The sequence below is a fragment of the Neobacillus sp. B24 genome (assembly GCF_055381825.1).
The window spans coordinates 3,078,407-3,093,146 of record NZ_AP035777.1; the positions used below are offsets into that span (position 1 = coordinate 3,078,407).

Genomic DNA, 14,740 nt, shown 5'->3' on the forward strand with positions numbered 1-14,740 from the left:
TAATTGTATTATAGGGACGCTTTAAAAGTACCTCTGGTTTTTCCATCCATTACTTTTACTGTACATCTTCCATCCCAAAAATTATTTAATTTCTCTGTGAGACCTCCATGCCCAAATTTTATTTTTATGGGAGATCCCATCTTTAGCTTTGACTCTGCAACAAAGCTTGAAAACTCAAGAATGAGTACTCTTCGATTGATTACATCGTTAATCCCTTGACAATAAAACCATTCATCTATTCTGTTATAAATACCACGATTAATTCCGAATGTTCTTTCAATGAACTTTTGGAATGTATAATCTGGGTCATGAACCATATGCAAATACATCCCCGGAACCTCCTAGTTATATTAATTACTAATTTTAACCAATTATTCCTTATCAACAATTGCAACAACACGGCTCCAACCGGCACTTGCCCCCTCAATCTTAACTGGGAACGCGACTACGGTAAATCCGTATGGGACTGGGATTGCCTCAAGATTAGATAGACGCTCTATTTGTAGATATTCCTTTTCTTTCCCGTAAAAATGGGATTCCCATAATTGATTCCGGTTCCCCTTCTTTACTTCTTCTGCCATTACGTCAAACGGCCGATCTAGCCCCCAAGCATCAATGCCGATTAACTTTACTCCCCTTTCTACTAAGTACTGTGTTCCCGACCTGGTTAAGCCCGGGTGCTGCTTATCATAACCAGGCTGACCGAATTTTTTGGAAGTGTCCGTGCGAATTAAAACAACATCATAGGGCTGTAGTTCATATTCCACTCTTTCCAACTCTAGCTGAATATCCTTGTCTGTAATGCCTTCACCCGCTCTTTTATGGGTCATATTTAAAACGACTCCGTGTCCGATGCACCATTCTAAAGGAACTTGATCAATCGTTTTTGCCGGTTCCCCCCCAGATGTAGACCCATAATGATACGGTGCGTCAACATGGGTTCCGGAATGGGTCGAAAGAGATACATTTTCCGCAGCCCATGCATGGCCTTGAGGCCAATCTTTTTGGGTCAGGCCAAATATCTTTTCACTGACCGCTACACTTTGTTGATGATCCAAGTATTCAATTTTATGGGCATTTGGTTCGAATGAACTTGTTTTATTACTAATGCAATCACTAAGGTCAATGAGTGACACGTTGTTCCGTCCTCGAAAAAAATTCATCCTATTCCACCACCTTATTTACAATCTGATTTCTTAAAATCCCAATGCCTTCAACTTCCAGCTCCACAATGTCATTGGGCTTTAAAAAGCGGTTCTGCTCTAAACCGCAGCCAAAGGCCATCGTCCCTGAACAAATGATTTCACCTGGATACAGGGTTTCTTCTTTTGAAATAAATTCTATTAATTGGGCAAACGAGTAATGCATATCCGTACTTCGGGTATCCGTCCATGTTTCCCCATTCACTCTGGCCTGTAAGCGTATATTGGAAGGGTCTAGTTCATCACTCGTGACAATGCAAGGTCCGATGATATTTCCATTTGTAAAGTTCTTGCACTTGGATGGCCCCATGGTAGTGGACATGTCCTTACTTTGATAGTCTCTTATACTTATATCATTAAAAATGGTATAGCCTGCTATATACTCATGAGCTATTTCTGCTGGTATGTTTGTACCTTTTTTCCCAATTATGGCGGCAAATTCAAGCTCAAAATCAAGTTTTTCTCCAAAGCTTGGCCACGGTACATTATCTTCCGGACCAGCGATGGACGTATGACTGGTACGATAATAGAATGGGCGTTCATAGAAAAGGGCAGGCAATTCAGTAAGACCTACTTCTTTTAAGCAGTTCTTGAAATGAACCTCACAATTAAGGGTATCCCGAATCGAGACCGGCTGTAAGGGTGGGGTTATTCGAACGTCTGATAAGGGGAAGGTTATTCGCCCAATATCATTTTTTAGTAATTGTTCGGTGGTCCTTGATTCGATAAAATCAAGAGCCACATTTGCCGCCTCCCTAGCGTGATCACCACCTTGAATAAAAGACAGCATGTTTTCTCCAATTATGACTTGTGCCGTATCAACAGCACGGCTGCTTGACTTCTCTTCATGTAAATAAAGAGCATACGCATTAATTAAATCAACTACTTCGGTTTCCTTTAAAACTCCTACCCTATAAGAGGTTATCAAGGGGGTCCCGATTTCAAATGTCACAAGCTTCACCCGTTTATCCACTCCTTATAAAACGATATGAATAAAGAAGGGGGAGTTCATTTCCCCTTCTTTACATAAAATTCATTACATTATTTTACTGGCTGAGGCTCAGAATAGACCATACCGAACTCAGGCATAACTTTAGTCGCAAAGATTTCTAGTTGTCTGAAACCCTCTTCTTTTGGAATTAATCCCCAATGGAACAGCCATACGAAATATTCCAGTTTCGGTATACGTTTAAGAGTTGCCTCAACCTGGCGTTTCACATCATCCACTGTTCCGCCTATTAAGACACCGCTCTTCATTAAACGGTCTGCCAAATGCTCTCCTGGTTTTGGTACCGGGCCCTCTTCCCCTGGGAGGCGTGTTCCTTCCATAAAGCCAAATTCCTTATACCACCCAGCCCAAACCGGATCTTCGTATTTTTCAACGGCTGTATATAGGTCTGATTGATTGTCTACAATATGGACAGTTCTGCATAGACCTACATTTTCACCAAAGCCAACTACTCTGCCTCTGGAGGCTGCTCCCTCTTGATAAGAACGAATAAGATTTTCTACTCCTTCAATTGGTCCCCATAGGACGGTTGGTGAAATATCCTCTTCTCCGCACCATTTTAATGTCCTCTCACTGGCACCAAACGCTTGGAACAGTTTTGGATGTGGCTTTGTATAAGGGCTAGGAACAACACTTACTGCTTTGATTGTTCCATTCTCATCAACTTCTCCTGGTGCGCCATATGGCAGGGTTGTGGTTTTAGTTGGCGGCCAATTTGGAATTCCGTCAATTGGATTAGGAATTTTGTAGGTAGGGCCATCATACTTTAACAATTCCTGTGTCCAAGCCATCTTCATGATCTTGAAATGCTCTTCAAACACCATACGGTTGTTCCGATCTGCTTCAGATTTGTCTGAAGCTGTGGAAGTAACACTAAATTTCTGGCCAATTACATTCTGCCATCGAGCTTGGTATCCACGGGCAAGACCAACAAAAAAGCGTCCTTTCAGCATATGGTCTACCATGGCTGTCTCTTCTGCTAGTCTGATAGGATCATGTGTTGGCAACACGATTCCTAGCTGGCCATGATTCAGTCTCTTCGTATACTGTCCAAGATAAGCGTTTAGTAATAATGGAGAAGGTGAATTTTCTAAACCTTCCGAATGAAAGTGGTGTTCAACATGGGTAATTCCCCAATACCCCAGTTCGTCTGCTGCTTTAACTAGATCAACTAAGCCGGACAGTGTATTCTGATAAGCATCACTGTCCCTGCCAATTGGTCTTCTTTTCTTCATCTCTTCGACATCACCCATTGCTGGGTACACTTGCAGAATTACTTTCGTCATGTAAACGCCTCCATTTATAAAATAATAATGAACGATTGAACTACGTCGTATCAATCATCTACTTTTTATAAATGCAAGATTCGTGCCAATCAGAAAAATAACCTAACCCCTAGTAAAATCTAAAACGCTCACTTACGCCCGACTCATATTTGTGTATCACCGGACGTCCAGTGATACACTAGAGCGGACACTTTTCATATGAACATTAAGAATGACAAAGAAAAAAGATGTGTAGAATTATTATCAAAAATTCTAACTACATCTTTTTTCCACGTCCTCTTATATTGGACTTAGCATTTTTTTAAAGTCCATATTTTTCTAGTTTCCGATAAAAAGCGGCCCGAGAAATTCCCAGCTCTCGTGCGGCCATGGCCCGGTTTCCTGAGGTTCTTTTTAAAGCGGTTTGAATCATTTCTTTCTCATGATCGATCCGGTCTTGTGAAGTGTGGCTAATAATGGATAGTTCAATATAATCAGCTAAATGTTTTGCGTCAACTACATCGTTTTCATGCAAATAGGCTATTCTTTCAATCATATTGCGGAGTTCCCTTAGATTTCCCTTCCAAGGCTGCCTTTGCAGGACCGATAACGCATCGGGTGTCATACTAAAAAGCGGACGATTTATTTTTTTACAAATAGGTTCAGCAATTAAGTGTATAACATTTTCCAAATCTGATTTTCGCTCTCTTAATGGAGGTAGCTTTATCGTAAAAATAGAAAGTCGATAGTAAAGATCTTCTCGAAACGTTCCTTGTCTGACTAATTCTTGCAAATTTTTATGAGATGCTGCAATAAAACGAACATCAACTGGAATTGGTGTAACAGAACCAATCCTTGTTACCTGTTTTTCTTCTATTGTACGAAGAAGGACAGCCTGTAGATCTAGCGGCATGTCTCCAATTTCATCTAGGAATAAGGTTCCCCCGTTTGCGGCTTCAACTTTTCCAGGGTTACCATTTTTATGTGCACCTGTAAATGCCCCTGGACTATATCCGAATAATTCTGAAATGATCAGTTCTCGTGGTAGCGAGGCACAATTTATAGCAATAAAAGGAGATTGGTTTCTGCCACTATCCTTATGGATTGCATGGGCCATAAAATCCTTTCCTGTTCCGCTTTCTCCTTGTATTAGGATGCTCATGTCACTCTTTGCAATTTTTACCGTTCTCAATAATAGTTTTTTGAACTCACTGTTTTTCGTGGGGAAAGCTGATAAAATAGCGGAGGTTTCTTGTGAATAGAACTTTTTGTGTGCTGGCATTCTTGAATGAATAAGCAATACTCTAGAAGTGACATCGTCCCCGTATTTACATTCCTTTGATTCTAGGAAATACTCTTTATTGCTTTCTTCAAAAATGATATGCGATAGTGCACTAGATGTTTGTTGAGGATAGGATTCCAGGTTGTTCATAAAAAAATTTATGTCATTATAATCTTTATCCTTCTGAAGGACATTTAAGAATTCTTGGGCAGGCTTGTTATTATAAAATAACTTCCCTTCGCTATCAAAGGCAATAATCCCGATTGAATTTTGGGATAATGATAATACATCCTTATATGCCTTTTCTTTTAATTTCATCTTTTCTACCTGCATTCGAAACCCAACAGCATTTGCACCAGAGAATGCTAACGCCAAAAACTCCTTCATTTCTACTCCAGTTGTGAGTCTGCAAATATTTAAAACCCCCACGAACTCGTTCTCTACAAAAATGGGAGCCGCTGCACAATCCCACTCCCAGAGTTTATTCCAAAAGTTTTCTGCACCTAACGTGACCATTGGCCTGTGAGTTTCAAGTGCAACCGTCAAACCTGTTGTGCCCACATACCTTTCCAGCCACTTTACACCTAGTGACAAACCAATTTTACTTGAGGCTCTTTCAGCCTTATGATCAGCCATATACCCCATAATATAACCTTCTGCATCAGCGAGGACAACCTGATATCCTCCGCCCTTCAAACGTTTATACATATCTTCCATTACAGGTCGTGCCGATCTAATTAGAAGTTGGTTTTTTCTTACCCTAGCCTCCCAATCACTATTCTCAACAAATGGGAGTTTTCTTTTTTCCAATTGTGAAACACCTAATCTCTTGCTTCGATGCCATGAATCTAAAACAGGCTTTCTTACGTTGATATTATCCTCACCATTGATAACAAATTTGTGCCAATTTGCTTCATGTATATTCACTGGAACACCTCACTACGAAATTAGTATTAGGAGTAGTTGGATCTGAATACAAATAGGTTTCTTTTCTATTGATTTAACTCTCAGCGAATTTTAGTGTAGGGGAAATCAATGAGGTAAGTCTTCTTAGCAAACTTATTACTTAAAATCAGAATTTCGGTAAAATGGTAGATAACGCCTCTTGTCAATTGTTGGAACTTCAAATGGTCTTCAGTTATTTTTAAGTATTACCTTCTTAATATCTTTGATCGTTTGTACATGTATTGCCTCATGATAAAAACTAAACAGCAAGGCATCTAGAAAAGTATAAAAGGTAACTCCCATTTTATTTGTATACGGTACCGGCAACGTTTTATGGGTATTTTCTAAGAGGTACTCTCTTACCCTTTCTTTCTGATTAGCTAATTCAACAGCAATTTCGGTAATAGACGGTACCCCTGTAAGAGAGTTTTTGGGTGTAGTACCTGCTGAAAAATATTTCTGGTAGGAATTTGGTAGGCTTAGTTCTTCACCGGATAACCCAAAAACAAGTTTTTCTTGAATAAAGGTAATATGACCGAAGTTCCATCTTATATTATTGTTAAAACCATCTGGAATAATATCTAAATTTTCCTCCGGTGTTTTTTCTAACAGATCCTCTGTAATGGAACGAACAATGTACAGTTGCCTAATTATAGACTCGTTCACCAAAATCCCCTTCCATAAAGATATTGGTTATGCCCAGAAATACCATGACGAACACCAAAACTTTATTTTGTATAAACGTTTTAAATAATGTACCAATGGTAGATACTATATATAGAACATTTCTTCATTTTATATGGGAATTCCTTCTTGAAAAATAATACTTCTGTTTTTGATCTTGTTTACTTTTTTGTATGTTCCAATTTAATTTAATCAATATGTATGCTAAGGAAAAAGAAAGACCAATAATAAAGTAGCAGATGTAAAAGATATGAAAGACAGCCCCGCGCAAGAAACACTATTCGAAATGTTTTTTACTAAAGTAGGCGGTGCCACAGGCACCACCTTAATCTTTCTATATTAAGTCTATGTCAAATTTTTAATTCCAAATAATCGCTCACTCATATAACAAAACTGGTGAGTGAAATCATTAATATTTTCCAATAAGTGTTTATCCACTATTTCATTTCTATCATTGAAAGAGCTGCTATGTGCGAAAATTGTGTTTGGAATAACATAAGCCTTTAAATAGCCTGCTAATGGTTTTAACTGGTTTTCTGCTACAAGAAAATGTTGTTCATTTCCTCCTGTCGTAACAAAACCCATGACTTTATCTTTAAAGGATTCTGGCGGGATTAAATCAATTAAATTCTTAAAAGCTCCACTAAAGGAACCCTGGAAAATAGGGGTACCCAAAATATACCCATCCGCCTCCATCACTTTTTCGATTACCATTTTTGTATTTTCGGTGTAATTGGAAATTAGACGGCCATCACAAAACTCAATTTGATAATCTCTAAGGTCAAGATATTCAATTTCAAAAACAGGATTCTCGATTTTTATTTGTTCTAGTACTTTACGAATGATAATTGCTGTTTTACTACCAACTATTGTGCCTGATACCCCTAATATTTTCAATTCCATGTCCTCCTACGCCCTCAAACCCAAGAAATTCTATGGATTTGGCCAATTTTTCGGGATCGCCCCAACATTCCGGTTATAATATAATAGAGGATCTTTTTCTGTACTTGAAAGGTCGATGACTTCACCTAAAAGAATAAAGTGGTCTCCGGCGTCGATTTTATTTATGGTTTTGCACTCGAAAATTCCTAAAGATTCTTGAATGATTGGCAGCCCATTTGGTGAGACCTTCCATTGTACTTTTGAAAAACGGTCTTTATCCTTTCCGGCAAATGCCCAGCATGCTCCTGCCTGATCTGTAGAAAGGGTGTGGACAGCATATTTTTCGGTATTTAGGAATGTATCTAATGCAGATGACCTTTTATCAATGCACCAAAGCACCATTAATGGTTCAATAGAAACCGATGCAAACGAATTTACTGTTAAACCAACCGGGTTTCCACTATTATCCATTGTAGTTACAATCGTCACACCGGTTGGATATTGTCCCATTATTTTCTTGAAAATATTTACTTCTTCCATGGTCTTTGTCATTTAAATAACTCCCTCTCCTTGCTAACTTATTTTATATTATATTTTGGCAATTTTACTAATTATGGCTAATGTGTAACTTGGCACTCCAAAAATCATTCAGTTTCTTAACAAGACCACCGTTTCCAAATTTTGTTTTTGTGCCAATTTTCATCTTTGGTTCTCCCACAAAACGAGAAAACTCGACAATGATTTGTCTTCTTATGATTACATCTTGTATGCCTTTTTCAAAAAACCACTCATCAATCCTGTTGTAAATTCCGCGATTAATCCCAAAGTCCTTTTCAATACTTTTTTGAAAGGTATAATCTGGAACATTTATATTGGTTGTTAACATAACAGGGCCTCCAATCATATTAAAAATTTCAAACCTTCAAGCTTGCAGATAACCCCGAAAGATACACCAAAATTTTTAACATAAAATCCCTTCATACTTATCATTATATCAACAGCAAGTTGTTGCAATATGATAACCGGCAATATGATTCTTCCTATTATCCGATTTTAACGGCTAGTTGTGATTTAAATATATTTTTTACTTTTTGAATATCATTTTCGATCTGTTGAATTAGCTGATTAACTTTGTTGAACTTTTTTTCTTCTCTAATGAAAAATTTAACCTCAACGTTTAGTGTTTCTTCATAAATATCATGGGTAAAATCTAAAATATGAATTTCATAAGACATTTTCATATAGTTATTAATGGTCGGTTTCACACCTGCATTCATTATGCCTAGATAAGTTTGCTCTCGCCAATTTACCTTCACGCCGTAGACACCATTTCTTAAACATTCATTTGTAGTGAACAAATCCAGGTTTGCGGTTGGGTAACCAAGCTTCCTCCCAAGTTTTTGTCCATGTATAACTTGACCTGAAAGAGTACAAATGGACCTATCATACAATGATTTATAAACTTCTGATATTTTAATAGAAGGAATACTAAACTCTTTTGAAATGTCTACAACCTCGCGTAGTATACCGATATTTCCTTGTAAATTAAGGATTCTACATAAGTAGGTAAACTCTGAAGAGGTTGAAGAAAGTTTTACATGATGCTCTGTTCCTGTACCCGCTAAACCCAGTAAATAACCTGAAAAGCTTCCGAAATCGTCAATAAGGATTATCAGATCCCCTTTGTTTAACTGTCTTGAAATATCCATAATTGTGTTCATTAAATCCTTCCTTTTTTGAAGCTTCGTTTTTGATTACAGGTTATAAATACAAACGGCATTACCATAACTAAAAAAAGTATGATTATGCCGTTTATAATAATAAAACTTCCATTATTCCTAGGTTATTCTTTTTCGTTTTTTAAAACCTCTTGAGCTGCTCTAAAACTATCAATAGCTGCTGGCACTCCACAATAGATTGCAGATTGTAATAAAATTTCCTTTATTTCATCTTCGGTGACACCATTTTTTAGTGCACCGCGAATATGGAGTTTTAATTCATGGGGTCTATTCAATGCAGTCAACATTGCAAGATTAATTATGCTTCGTATTTTTCTGGGCAAACCACCTCTACTCCAGATTTCCCCCCAACAATATTCTGTTACCAACTGTTGCAGATCTCGGGTAAAATCGTCGGCATTCTCAATAGACCTATTTACATAGTCTTTCCCTAATACAGAACGTCTAATTTCTAACCCTGTCTCAAAACGAGAATTGGTCATGAATAATCCCCTTTCAGGATCTTAATTTGTTGGGTAAGCCTGGCAGGCCCGCTTCCGTTATAACTCGTCTAATAATTTCTTGTTCCTCTAATGGGACTTGTTGAAGCGGAGGACGAACATGCGCCTCGCTTATTCTTCCGAGTAAAGCGTTAGCAACCTTCATCCGATTATGGCCATCCAAAAATGGTTCAGCGTAAAAAACTTCTACTAATGGATGTATTTTTTCAGCTATTCTCCGCGCCTCTGGTAAGTCTCCCCCGTTTACCGCATCAAAAAGCGCAACCTGCAAATCAGCAATTAAGCTTCCATGCCCCGATAAAATCCCATCAGCACCAATACATAATGTTGCCAGTAGGGATTTACTAAAGCTTGTCAGGACAGAAATCTTTTTATCCAATTTCCGTAATTCACGGAAATTTCTTTCATACGTCAGGATATCGTTTGACCATTCCTTGATGGCTATTACATTATCAATTTCACTGCAAATTTTTACAAGTGTGTCAGTTTTAACCTGTAATCCAGAAGATTCCGGATAAACAAAGATAATTAATGGAAGATTTGTGGCATTAGCGATGGCGTCATAATGCTTATAAGCCATTTCCGGCCGAAGCTGGAACCCATTGTTAAATACATTAGAAGGGAAAATTAAAAGGCAGTCTGCACCTTCCCTTTCAGCCATTTTGGCAATCTTTACTGCTTTATCCGTTCCATCTTCATAAACGCCGCATACAACCGGTACTTTACCTGCTACCTCGTCAACTGTAATAAACACGCTTCTTTGCTGTTCTTCCAAGGTGAGAGTCGCAACCTCAGCCGCATGGCCATTAGTTGTCAACCCTGTAACCCCTCTAGTGTCAATGATAGATCGGATATGGCGCCTATAGTTATCTTCATCAATATTTAAATTTTTATCAAATGGAAGCAGATTAGCCGGGATTACCCCTTCCAAAACTAAATCAGGTCTCATTAAAAAACCTCTTTTCAGAAATTATTTCTTACCTGCAATGCCTACTGTATTCTCAAGATTCTGAATGGAATACTCTCCTGCGATTGATCTTTTAAGTACGGGATCACAGATTTCGTACATGAATTTTTCCCCATATATAAACCCGCCCAAGGTAGGAACTGTACCGGAAAAAATTACAGTATGAGTAAGATCCTTATCCTTATAACCAAATTGTGAGAGTTTTTCTAGTAATTTTTCCACCGGTAATAAAGCAGTAAGATCGTGCTCTTGATATAGTCTTCTGCCTTGTTGGTCGATAACCCAAGACCGCAAAATAATATCGTCCCAATGTTTTTCAATATCTTTTAGTCTCCAGAAAACTGTTCCAAAGGGTTTTGGACAAACTTCTTTTGATTTTTGCACATCGATTGCTTCTAGTTCCCGGTCTGTATGATCGCTGCCTGTTGTTACTAACCATTCCACGCCATCATTGAAAAGCACATATTCCACTTCCCCGGACGTCTTATTACTATGAACTGTTATCTTAGAATCTGATGTTAAGGCTTCTAGTTTTTGTTGATAAATCGCTGGTATAGATTGCGGTGGAGCAATCCCTATTTTTTCTAGTTCAAGGATGTGTTCTTGTACTTTTTCAGGTTCTCTTCCCCCGTACCCTACTACTAATACGTCCTTTATTGGGACGGTTTGTTTTGTTTCTGACCCATCTAATTCGGGAATTGTTATTTCAAACTCGATCATTAAATGACTCCTAACTGATAGTTATTGTAGTTCCTTTTGTCCACCGTTTTCATTAAATAATCGTCCACTTTGATTTTATAGTATCTGTAAGTCCAGTTTTTTCTAAAATAGCTGAGTTCAGTTTTTTAACTTCAGAATATACCCGCTCGATATCTATGGTAAGGTGCTCGCCGTTTTGCAGGAGAAGCTTACCAGCAACCATTACGGTATCTACACTGCTTCCTGTCACACTATATACCAGATTCGAAACTGGATTATAAAGTGGCTGCCATTCCGGATTGTTCGTGTTAAACATTGTAATATCAGCTTGCTTCCCTACTTCTATACTACCAATCTCCTGATCCCATAAAGCACAGCGGGAACCATTAATCGTTGCCATTTCAATAGCTCTCTCTGGAGGCATAACCATGGCATTGGTTCTTGCTTCTTTGTATGCTGTACTGGCCAGAAACATTTCTAAAACAATATCAACAATCCCAGAGGAAGCATGGTCCGAACCTAATCCGACCGCAATCCTCATTTCTAACATTTCTGGGATTTTCCCATGGATTATATTTCCATATCCATTGTGAAGGCTAGAACTTGGAGCACATACGACTTTTACATCGTTTTCTTTCACCCATTGAAGTTCATGTGGCATTACCCACCCCATATGAATTAACAGCAGGTTATGATCAAGGACACCTAAACGATGCAACCGTTCAATTTCAGGAATTCCATATTTGTTTAAGGAGGCTTCCAAGGTTTCTTTTGCGAAGCAGGCATGAGCCTGAATTCCTACACTATGAAAATCTGCTATTTCCTTAAGGCGGACAATGAGTTCATCGGTACAATTATTGACTCCGCGAAATGATAACCAAGCCTTAACCCGGCCTCCAAATGAACCATTCAGGTCTGACACAACCTGCCTGCTTCGGTCCACAGCTTCCTGAGTGGTCTCATGAAAAGCTGCAGGAAGCGTTCCAAAGGAGGACTTTGTAAGGTCAAAAGCACTCTTTGCGACAATCCCTCGATTGCCTACCTCTCCGATTACCTCTGCAGTGATGTACGGATGATAGTTACCGGGATCGATGAAGGTTGTGACACCATGCTGAATTAATTCAGCAGAACATAAGATACCGCTCCAATATGATTCTTGGTCTGTTAAAAGGCCTTCATAAGGATACATTCTTTCAAACAAAAACCTGCTGCTGGCAACCTCATCCGCTAATCCTCGACTTAACTGAAAATCAGCATGGATATGGCTGTCAATAAGCCCTGGCGTTGCAACTTTGCCTTTTCCGCTTATCATTTGTTTTGCTGTAAACATACTTTCAAGTTCCGTCGTTTTCCCCACAGCCACAATCGTGCCCCCTGATATGGCGATTGCTGCATCGGTTATGATTCTCCTGGTTGAATCTACTGTAATCAACCAATCAATATTTTTTATTAACGTATCGATTAATTTCATGGCTTTACTTCCTTTTCATCCGCATCAATAAATTGGGTTTACATTTGATCTAAATTTTATTTCGAGAATGATATTTTCATCACAATCGGTTCCTGGTTTAGAGCGATGGGCGATTCCCCTGGGGATTACGAACATTTCTCCAGACTCCAACTTGATTTCACCTAATTCAGTTTCCCAAATAATTGAACCTTTATAGCAAAAGATTAATTCATCAAAATCGGTCGACCGATGCCAAAAGGACATCTCCTTTTTTGATCTCTTTGAAAGATCCAACCGGGTACTGTCTTCGCATTTGAATAAAGTCATTGGCGTACCATCTGCATTATCGTAATTGCTTGGCACCAAAGCCGAATCGTTAACATTAATTTTTTCTAAAGGGAAGAATTCCTTACCATCTACAACCTCAACTTGAACCGGTGAGGACTCTCTTTTTATAATTACATTTTTTCCATGTATCGTTATTCGTTCTTCATATACCATTTTATGCCCTCCTATCAGAGAAAGATGGATGGACTTCCTTAAGAAAAAAAGTGACCTTTTTATTAAATTCTTCTGGATTTGATAAATTTCCAAGATGTCCTGCTTGACTAATTATTTCAAGGCGTGAACCCTTTATATTTTCATGCAGAAATTGTGCCAACTGCAAAGGAGCAATATGGTCCTTTTCACCAGTCATAACTAAAACCGGCAACTCGACAGAACTTAACATCCTGGTATAATCCACATGGTTAATTTCAATCCATGCACTTTTATAATCTTCTTTTGAACATCCATACAAGTTTATTGTTTGATTAATTAATTTCTGATCTGCCCCATCATGCACGGAAATCCTTGCCCATTCTTGAACAAAATTGTCTTGCTTTAATAGTTTTAGCCGGGCATTCATTTTTTCCTCGCGACTATGTTCAGGTATTTTGGCAAAGGTATTGCTCAAGGTGATGCTTATCATTCTCTCAGGGGCGATCTGGTAAAGTTCCAATGCCATATGACCACCCATTGATATCCCGACAATGTGAGCCTTGTTCACATGTAGTGCGTCCAAAATGGCTAATACATCATTTGCACAGTCTTTTACCTTGAAGGGGATACTACTGTCTGTTTTTCCGTGACCTCTGGCATCAATCGTGACAACTTGATAAGACTCTTTAAAATAAATTACCTGTTCTGCCCACAAATCACTTTGAGCTCCTAAACTATGCAGGAAAACAATGGTCTCACCAGATCCCTGAGCAGTATAATGCACGTTTATGCCATTGGTTTCAAGATACCCCATGCTTTGCACCTACTTTATTTAATAGAAATTCTAAGGCAAGCTCATTAAACTTATCTGAATGTTCGATATGTGCACAGTGGCAGCATTTTTCAAATATCTCGACAGTGGAATTAGGAATACTTTTATGCAGCTTTTCAGCATAATCTGGGAACTTTAATTGATCACAATCGCCCGCACAAATGAGAACCGGTACCCTTATATTTCCATAGTTAGGGAAAACTCGTTCCTTTTCTTGAGCGACAGGCGATTTAAGACGCGCAGCTGTAGCTGTTTCCCATGCACCCGGAATAATACTAGTTTCATATCTTTTGTCCAGGTATGCACCTGTCTTCCATTTTTCATCATAGAATACTAAATCTAGTATTTTTCTCATATACTCTTTCGTGCAATCGTAGTTGTTCAAAATATCATGGGCAGCGGGGTTATTGGGTCCTCCCCCGCTGATTGTGATAATCTTTTTAATGGGCCAAATTGGATTCTCTTGTGCAGCTACTGACAGAATCATGCCTCCGCCTAATGAATTTCCGATAAACGTAGCTTCGTCAATACAAAGCACTCGGAGAAAATCTCTAATATGATTCAAACGAAGTCCCTGAGCATCATCAAAACTAAACAATTTTTCAGTATTACCGTAACCCAGCATATCCGGAGCGTAAACATGGAAATGCTTGCTCAATGCTTCAATATTATATTCCCAGCTGTTAATGGCACAGGCACCATATTCACCACTGTGGAGCAAAACTACTGGTTCCCCTTGCCCTGCCTCAATATAATGGGTCCGGATGTTCCCAACCATTACATATTTACTTTGCAACTTACTAA

17 protein-coding genes are annotated in these 14,740 nt (G+C 38.6%); all 17 read right to left on the bottom strand.

The features are described from left to right. Window positions 1–8: 8 nt before the first annotated feature. Complete coding sequence (locus ACZ43M_RS15105) at window positions 9–329, bottom strand: hypothetical protein (protein ID WP_464503383.1); 321 nt, start codon at window positions 327–329, stop codon at window positions 9–11. 42 nt (window positions 330–371) lie between these two features. Next, a complete protein-coding gene (locus ACZ43M_RS15110; protein ID WP_464503384.1) occupies window positions 372–1,163 on the bottom strand; it encodes a cyclase family protein in 792 nt (263 codons plus the stop codon). Window position 1,164: 1 nt separating this feature from the next. Beyond that, the gene (locus ACZ43M_RS15115; protein ID WP_464503385.1) at window positions 1,165–2,163 is read right to left on the bottom strand and encodes a fumarylacetoacetate hydrolase family protein; all 999 of its coding nucleotides are present in this window, start codon (window positions 2,161–2,163) and stop codon (window positions 1,165–1,167) included. Window positions 2,164–2,243: 80 nt separating this feature from the next. Continuing rightward, a complete protein-coding gene (locus tag ACZ43M_RS15120; protein WP_464503386.1) occupies window positions 2,244–3,497 on the bottom strand; it encodes an LLM class flavin-dependent oxidoreductase in 1,254 nt (417 codons plus the stop codon). Between the two features lie 301 nt (window positions 3,498–3,798). Then, the gene (locus tag ACZ43M_RS15125) at window positions 3,799–5,685 is read right to left on the bottom strand and encodes a sigma-54-dependent Fis family transcriptional regulator (RefSeq protein ID WP_464503387.1); all 1,887 of its coding nucleotides are present in this window, start codon (window positions 5,683–5,685) and stop codon (window positions 3,799–3,801) included. Window positions 5,686–5,892: 207 nt separating this feature from the next. Continuing rightward, window positions 5,893–6,369 (bottom strand): DinB family protein, encoded by a 477-nt coding sequence (locus ACZ43M_RS15130; RefSeq protein ID WP_464503388.1) that lies wholly within the window; start codon window positions 6,367–6,369, stop codon window positions 5,893–5,895. Window positions 6,370–6,732: 363 nt separating this feature from the next. After that, window positions 6,733–7,290, bottom strand: a complete 558-nt coding sequence (locus ACZ43M_RS15135) for an NADPH-dependent FMN reductase (protein ID WP_464503389.1) — start codon at window positions 7,288–7,290, stop codon at window positions 6,733–6,735. Between the two features lie 30 nt (window positions 7,291–7,320). After that, window positions 7,321–7,821, bottom strand: coding sequence for a flavin reductase family protein (locus ACZ43M_RS15140; RefSeq protein WP_464503390.1), 501 nt, complete (start codon window positions 7,819–7,821; stop codon window positions 7,321–7,323). Window positions 7,822–7,876: 55 nt separating this feature from the next. Further along, the gene (locus tag ACZ43M_RS15145; RefSeq protein WP_464503391.1) at window positions 7,877–8,155 is read right to left on the bottom strand and encodes a hypothetical protein; all 279 of its coding nucleotides are present in this window, start codon (window positions 8,153–8,155) and stop codon (window positions 7,877–7,879) included. Between the two features lie 157 nt (window positions 8,156–8,312). Beyond that, window positions 8,313–8,990, bottom strand: a complete 678-nt coding sequence (locus ACZ43M_RS15150) for a riboflavin kinase (protein WP_464503392.1) — start codon at window positions 8,988–8,990, stop codon at window positions 8,313–8,315. A 122-nt stretch (window positions 8,991–9,112) separates the two neighbouring features. Beyond that, the gene (gene pcaC, locus ACZ43M_RS15155; protein ID WP_464503393.1) at window positions 9,113–9,490 is read right to left on the bottom strand and encodes a 4-carboxymuconolactone decarboxylase; all 378 of its coding nucleotides are present in this window, start codon (window positions 9,488–9,490) and stop codon (window positions 9,113–9,115) included. Between the two features lie 13 nt (window positions 9,491–9,503). After that, window positions 9,504–10,457 (bottom strand): dihydrodipicolinate synthase family protein, encoded by a 954-nt coding sequence (locus ACZ43M_RS15160; RefSeq protein WP_464503394.1) that lies wholly within the window; start codon window positions 10,455–10,457, stop codon window positions 9,504–9,506. Between the two features lie 21 nt (window positions 10,458–10,478). Further along, a complete protein-coding gene (locus ACZ43M_RS15165) occupies window positions 10,479–11,195 on the bottom strand; it encodes a DUF2848 family protein (protein ID WP_464503395.1) in 717 nt (238 codons plus the stop codon). Window positions 11,196–11,247: 52 nt separating this feature from the next. Further along, window positions 11,248–12,645 (bottom strand): amidohydrolase family protein, encoded by a 1,398-nt coding sequence (locus ACZ43M_RS15170; RefSeq protein WP_464503396.1) that lies wholly within the window; start codon window positions 12,643–12,645, stop codon window positions 11,248–11,250. A gap of 24 nt (window positions 12,646–12,669) precedes the next feature. Then, window positions 12,670–13,125, bottom strand: a complete 456-nt coding sequence (locus ACZ43M_RS15175) for a homogentisate 1,2-dioxygenase (RefSeq protein ID WP_464503397.1) — start codon at window positions 13,123–13,125, stop codon at window positions 12,670–12,672. 1 nt (window position 13,126) lies between these two features. Further along, on the bottom strand, window positions 13,127–13,918 hold the full coding sequence (locus tag ACZ43M_RS15180) for an alpha/beta fold hydrolase (protein WP_464503398.1): 792 nt from the start codon (window positions 13,916–13,918) through the stop codon (window positions 13,127–13,129). Continuing rightward, window positions 13,905–14,732 (bottom strand): alpha/beta fold hydrolase, encoded by an 828-nt coding sequence (locus ACZ43M_RS15185; protein WP_464503399.1) that lies wholly within the window; start codon window positions 14,730–14,732, stop codon window positions 13,905–13,907. Before ACZ43M_RS15185 ends, ACZ43M_RS15180 begins: the two co-directional genes overlap by 14 nt. Window positions 14,733–14,740: the final 8 nt, after the last annotated feature.

Coding starts and splice junctions, on each gene's coding strand:
- ACZ43M_RS15160 (WP_464503394.1), bottom strand. CDS start 10,457: ATGAGACCTGATTTAGTTTTGGAAGGGGTAATCCCGGCTAATCTGCTT.
- ACZ43M_RS15165 (WP_464503395.1), bottom strand. CDS start 11,195: ATGATCGAGTTTGAAATAACAATTCCCGAATTAGATGGGTCAGAAACA.
- ACZ43M_RS15110 (WP_464503384.1), bottom strand. CDS start 1,163: ATGAATTTTTTTCGAGGACGGAACAACGTGTCACTCATTGACCTTAGT.
- ACZ43M_RS15140 (WP_464503390.1), bottom strand. CDS start 7,821: ATGACAAAGACCATGGAAGAAGTAAATATTTTCAAGAAAATAATGGGA.
- ACZ43M_RS15120 (WP_464503386.1), bottom strand. CDS start 3,497: ATGACGAAAGTAATTCTGCAAGTGTACCCAGCAATGGGTGATGTCGAA.
- ACZ43M_RS15150 (WP_464503392.1), bottom strand. CDS start 8,990: ATGAACACAATTATGGATATTTCAAGACAGTTAAACAAAGGGGATCTG.
- ACZ43M_RS15145 (WP_464503391.1), bottom strand. CDS start 8,155: ATGTTAACAACCAATATAAATGTTCCAGATTATACCTTTCAAAAAAGT.
- pcaC (WP_464503393.1), bottom strand. CDS start 9,490: ATGACCAATTCTCGTTTTGAGACAGGGTTAGAAATTAGACGTTCTGTA.
- ACZ43M_RS15135 (WP_464503389.1), bottom strand. CDS start 7,290: ATGGAATTGAAAATATTAGGGGTATCAGGCACAATAGTTGGTAGTAAA.
- ACZ43M_RS15170 (WP_464503396.1), bottom strand. CDS start 12,645: ATGAAATTAATCGATACGTTAATAAAAAATATTGATTGGTTGATTACA.
- ACZ43M_RS15175 (WP_464503397.1), bottom strand. CDS start 13,125: ATGGTATATGAAGAACGAATAACGATACATGGAAAAAATGTAATTATA.
- ACZ43M_RS15105 (WP_464503383.1), bottom strand. CDS start 329: ATGTATTTGCATATGGTTCATGACCCAGATTATACATTCCAAAAGTTC.
- ACZ43M_RS15180 (WP_464503398.1), bottom strand. CDS start 13,918: ATGGGGTATCTTGAAACCAATGGCATAAACGTGCATTATACTGCTCAG.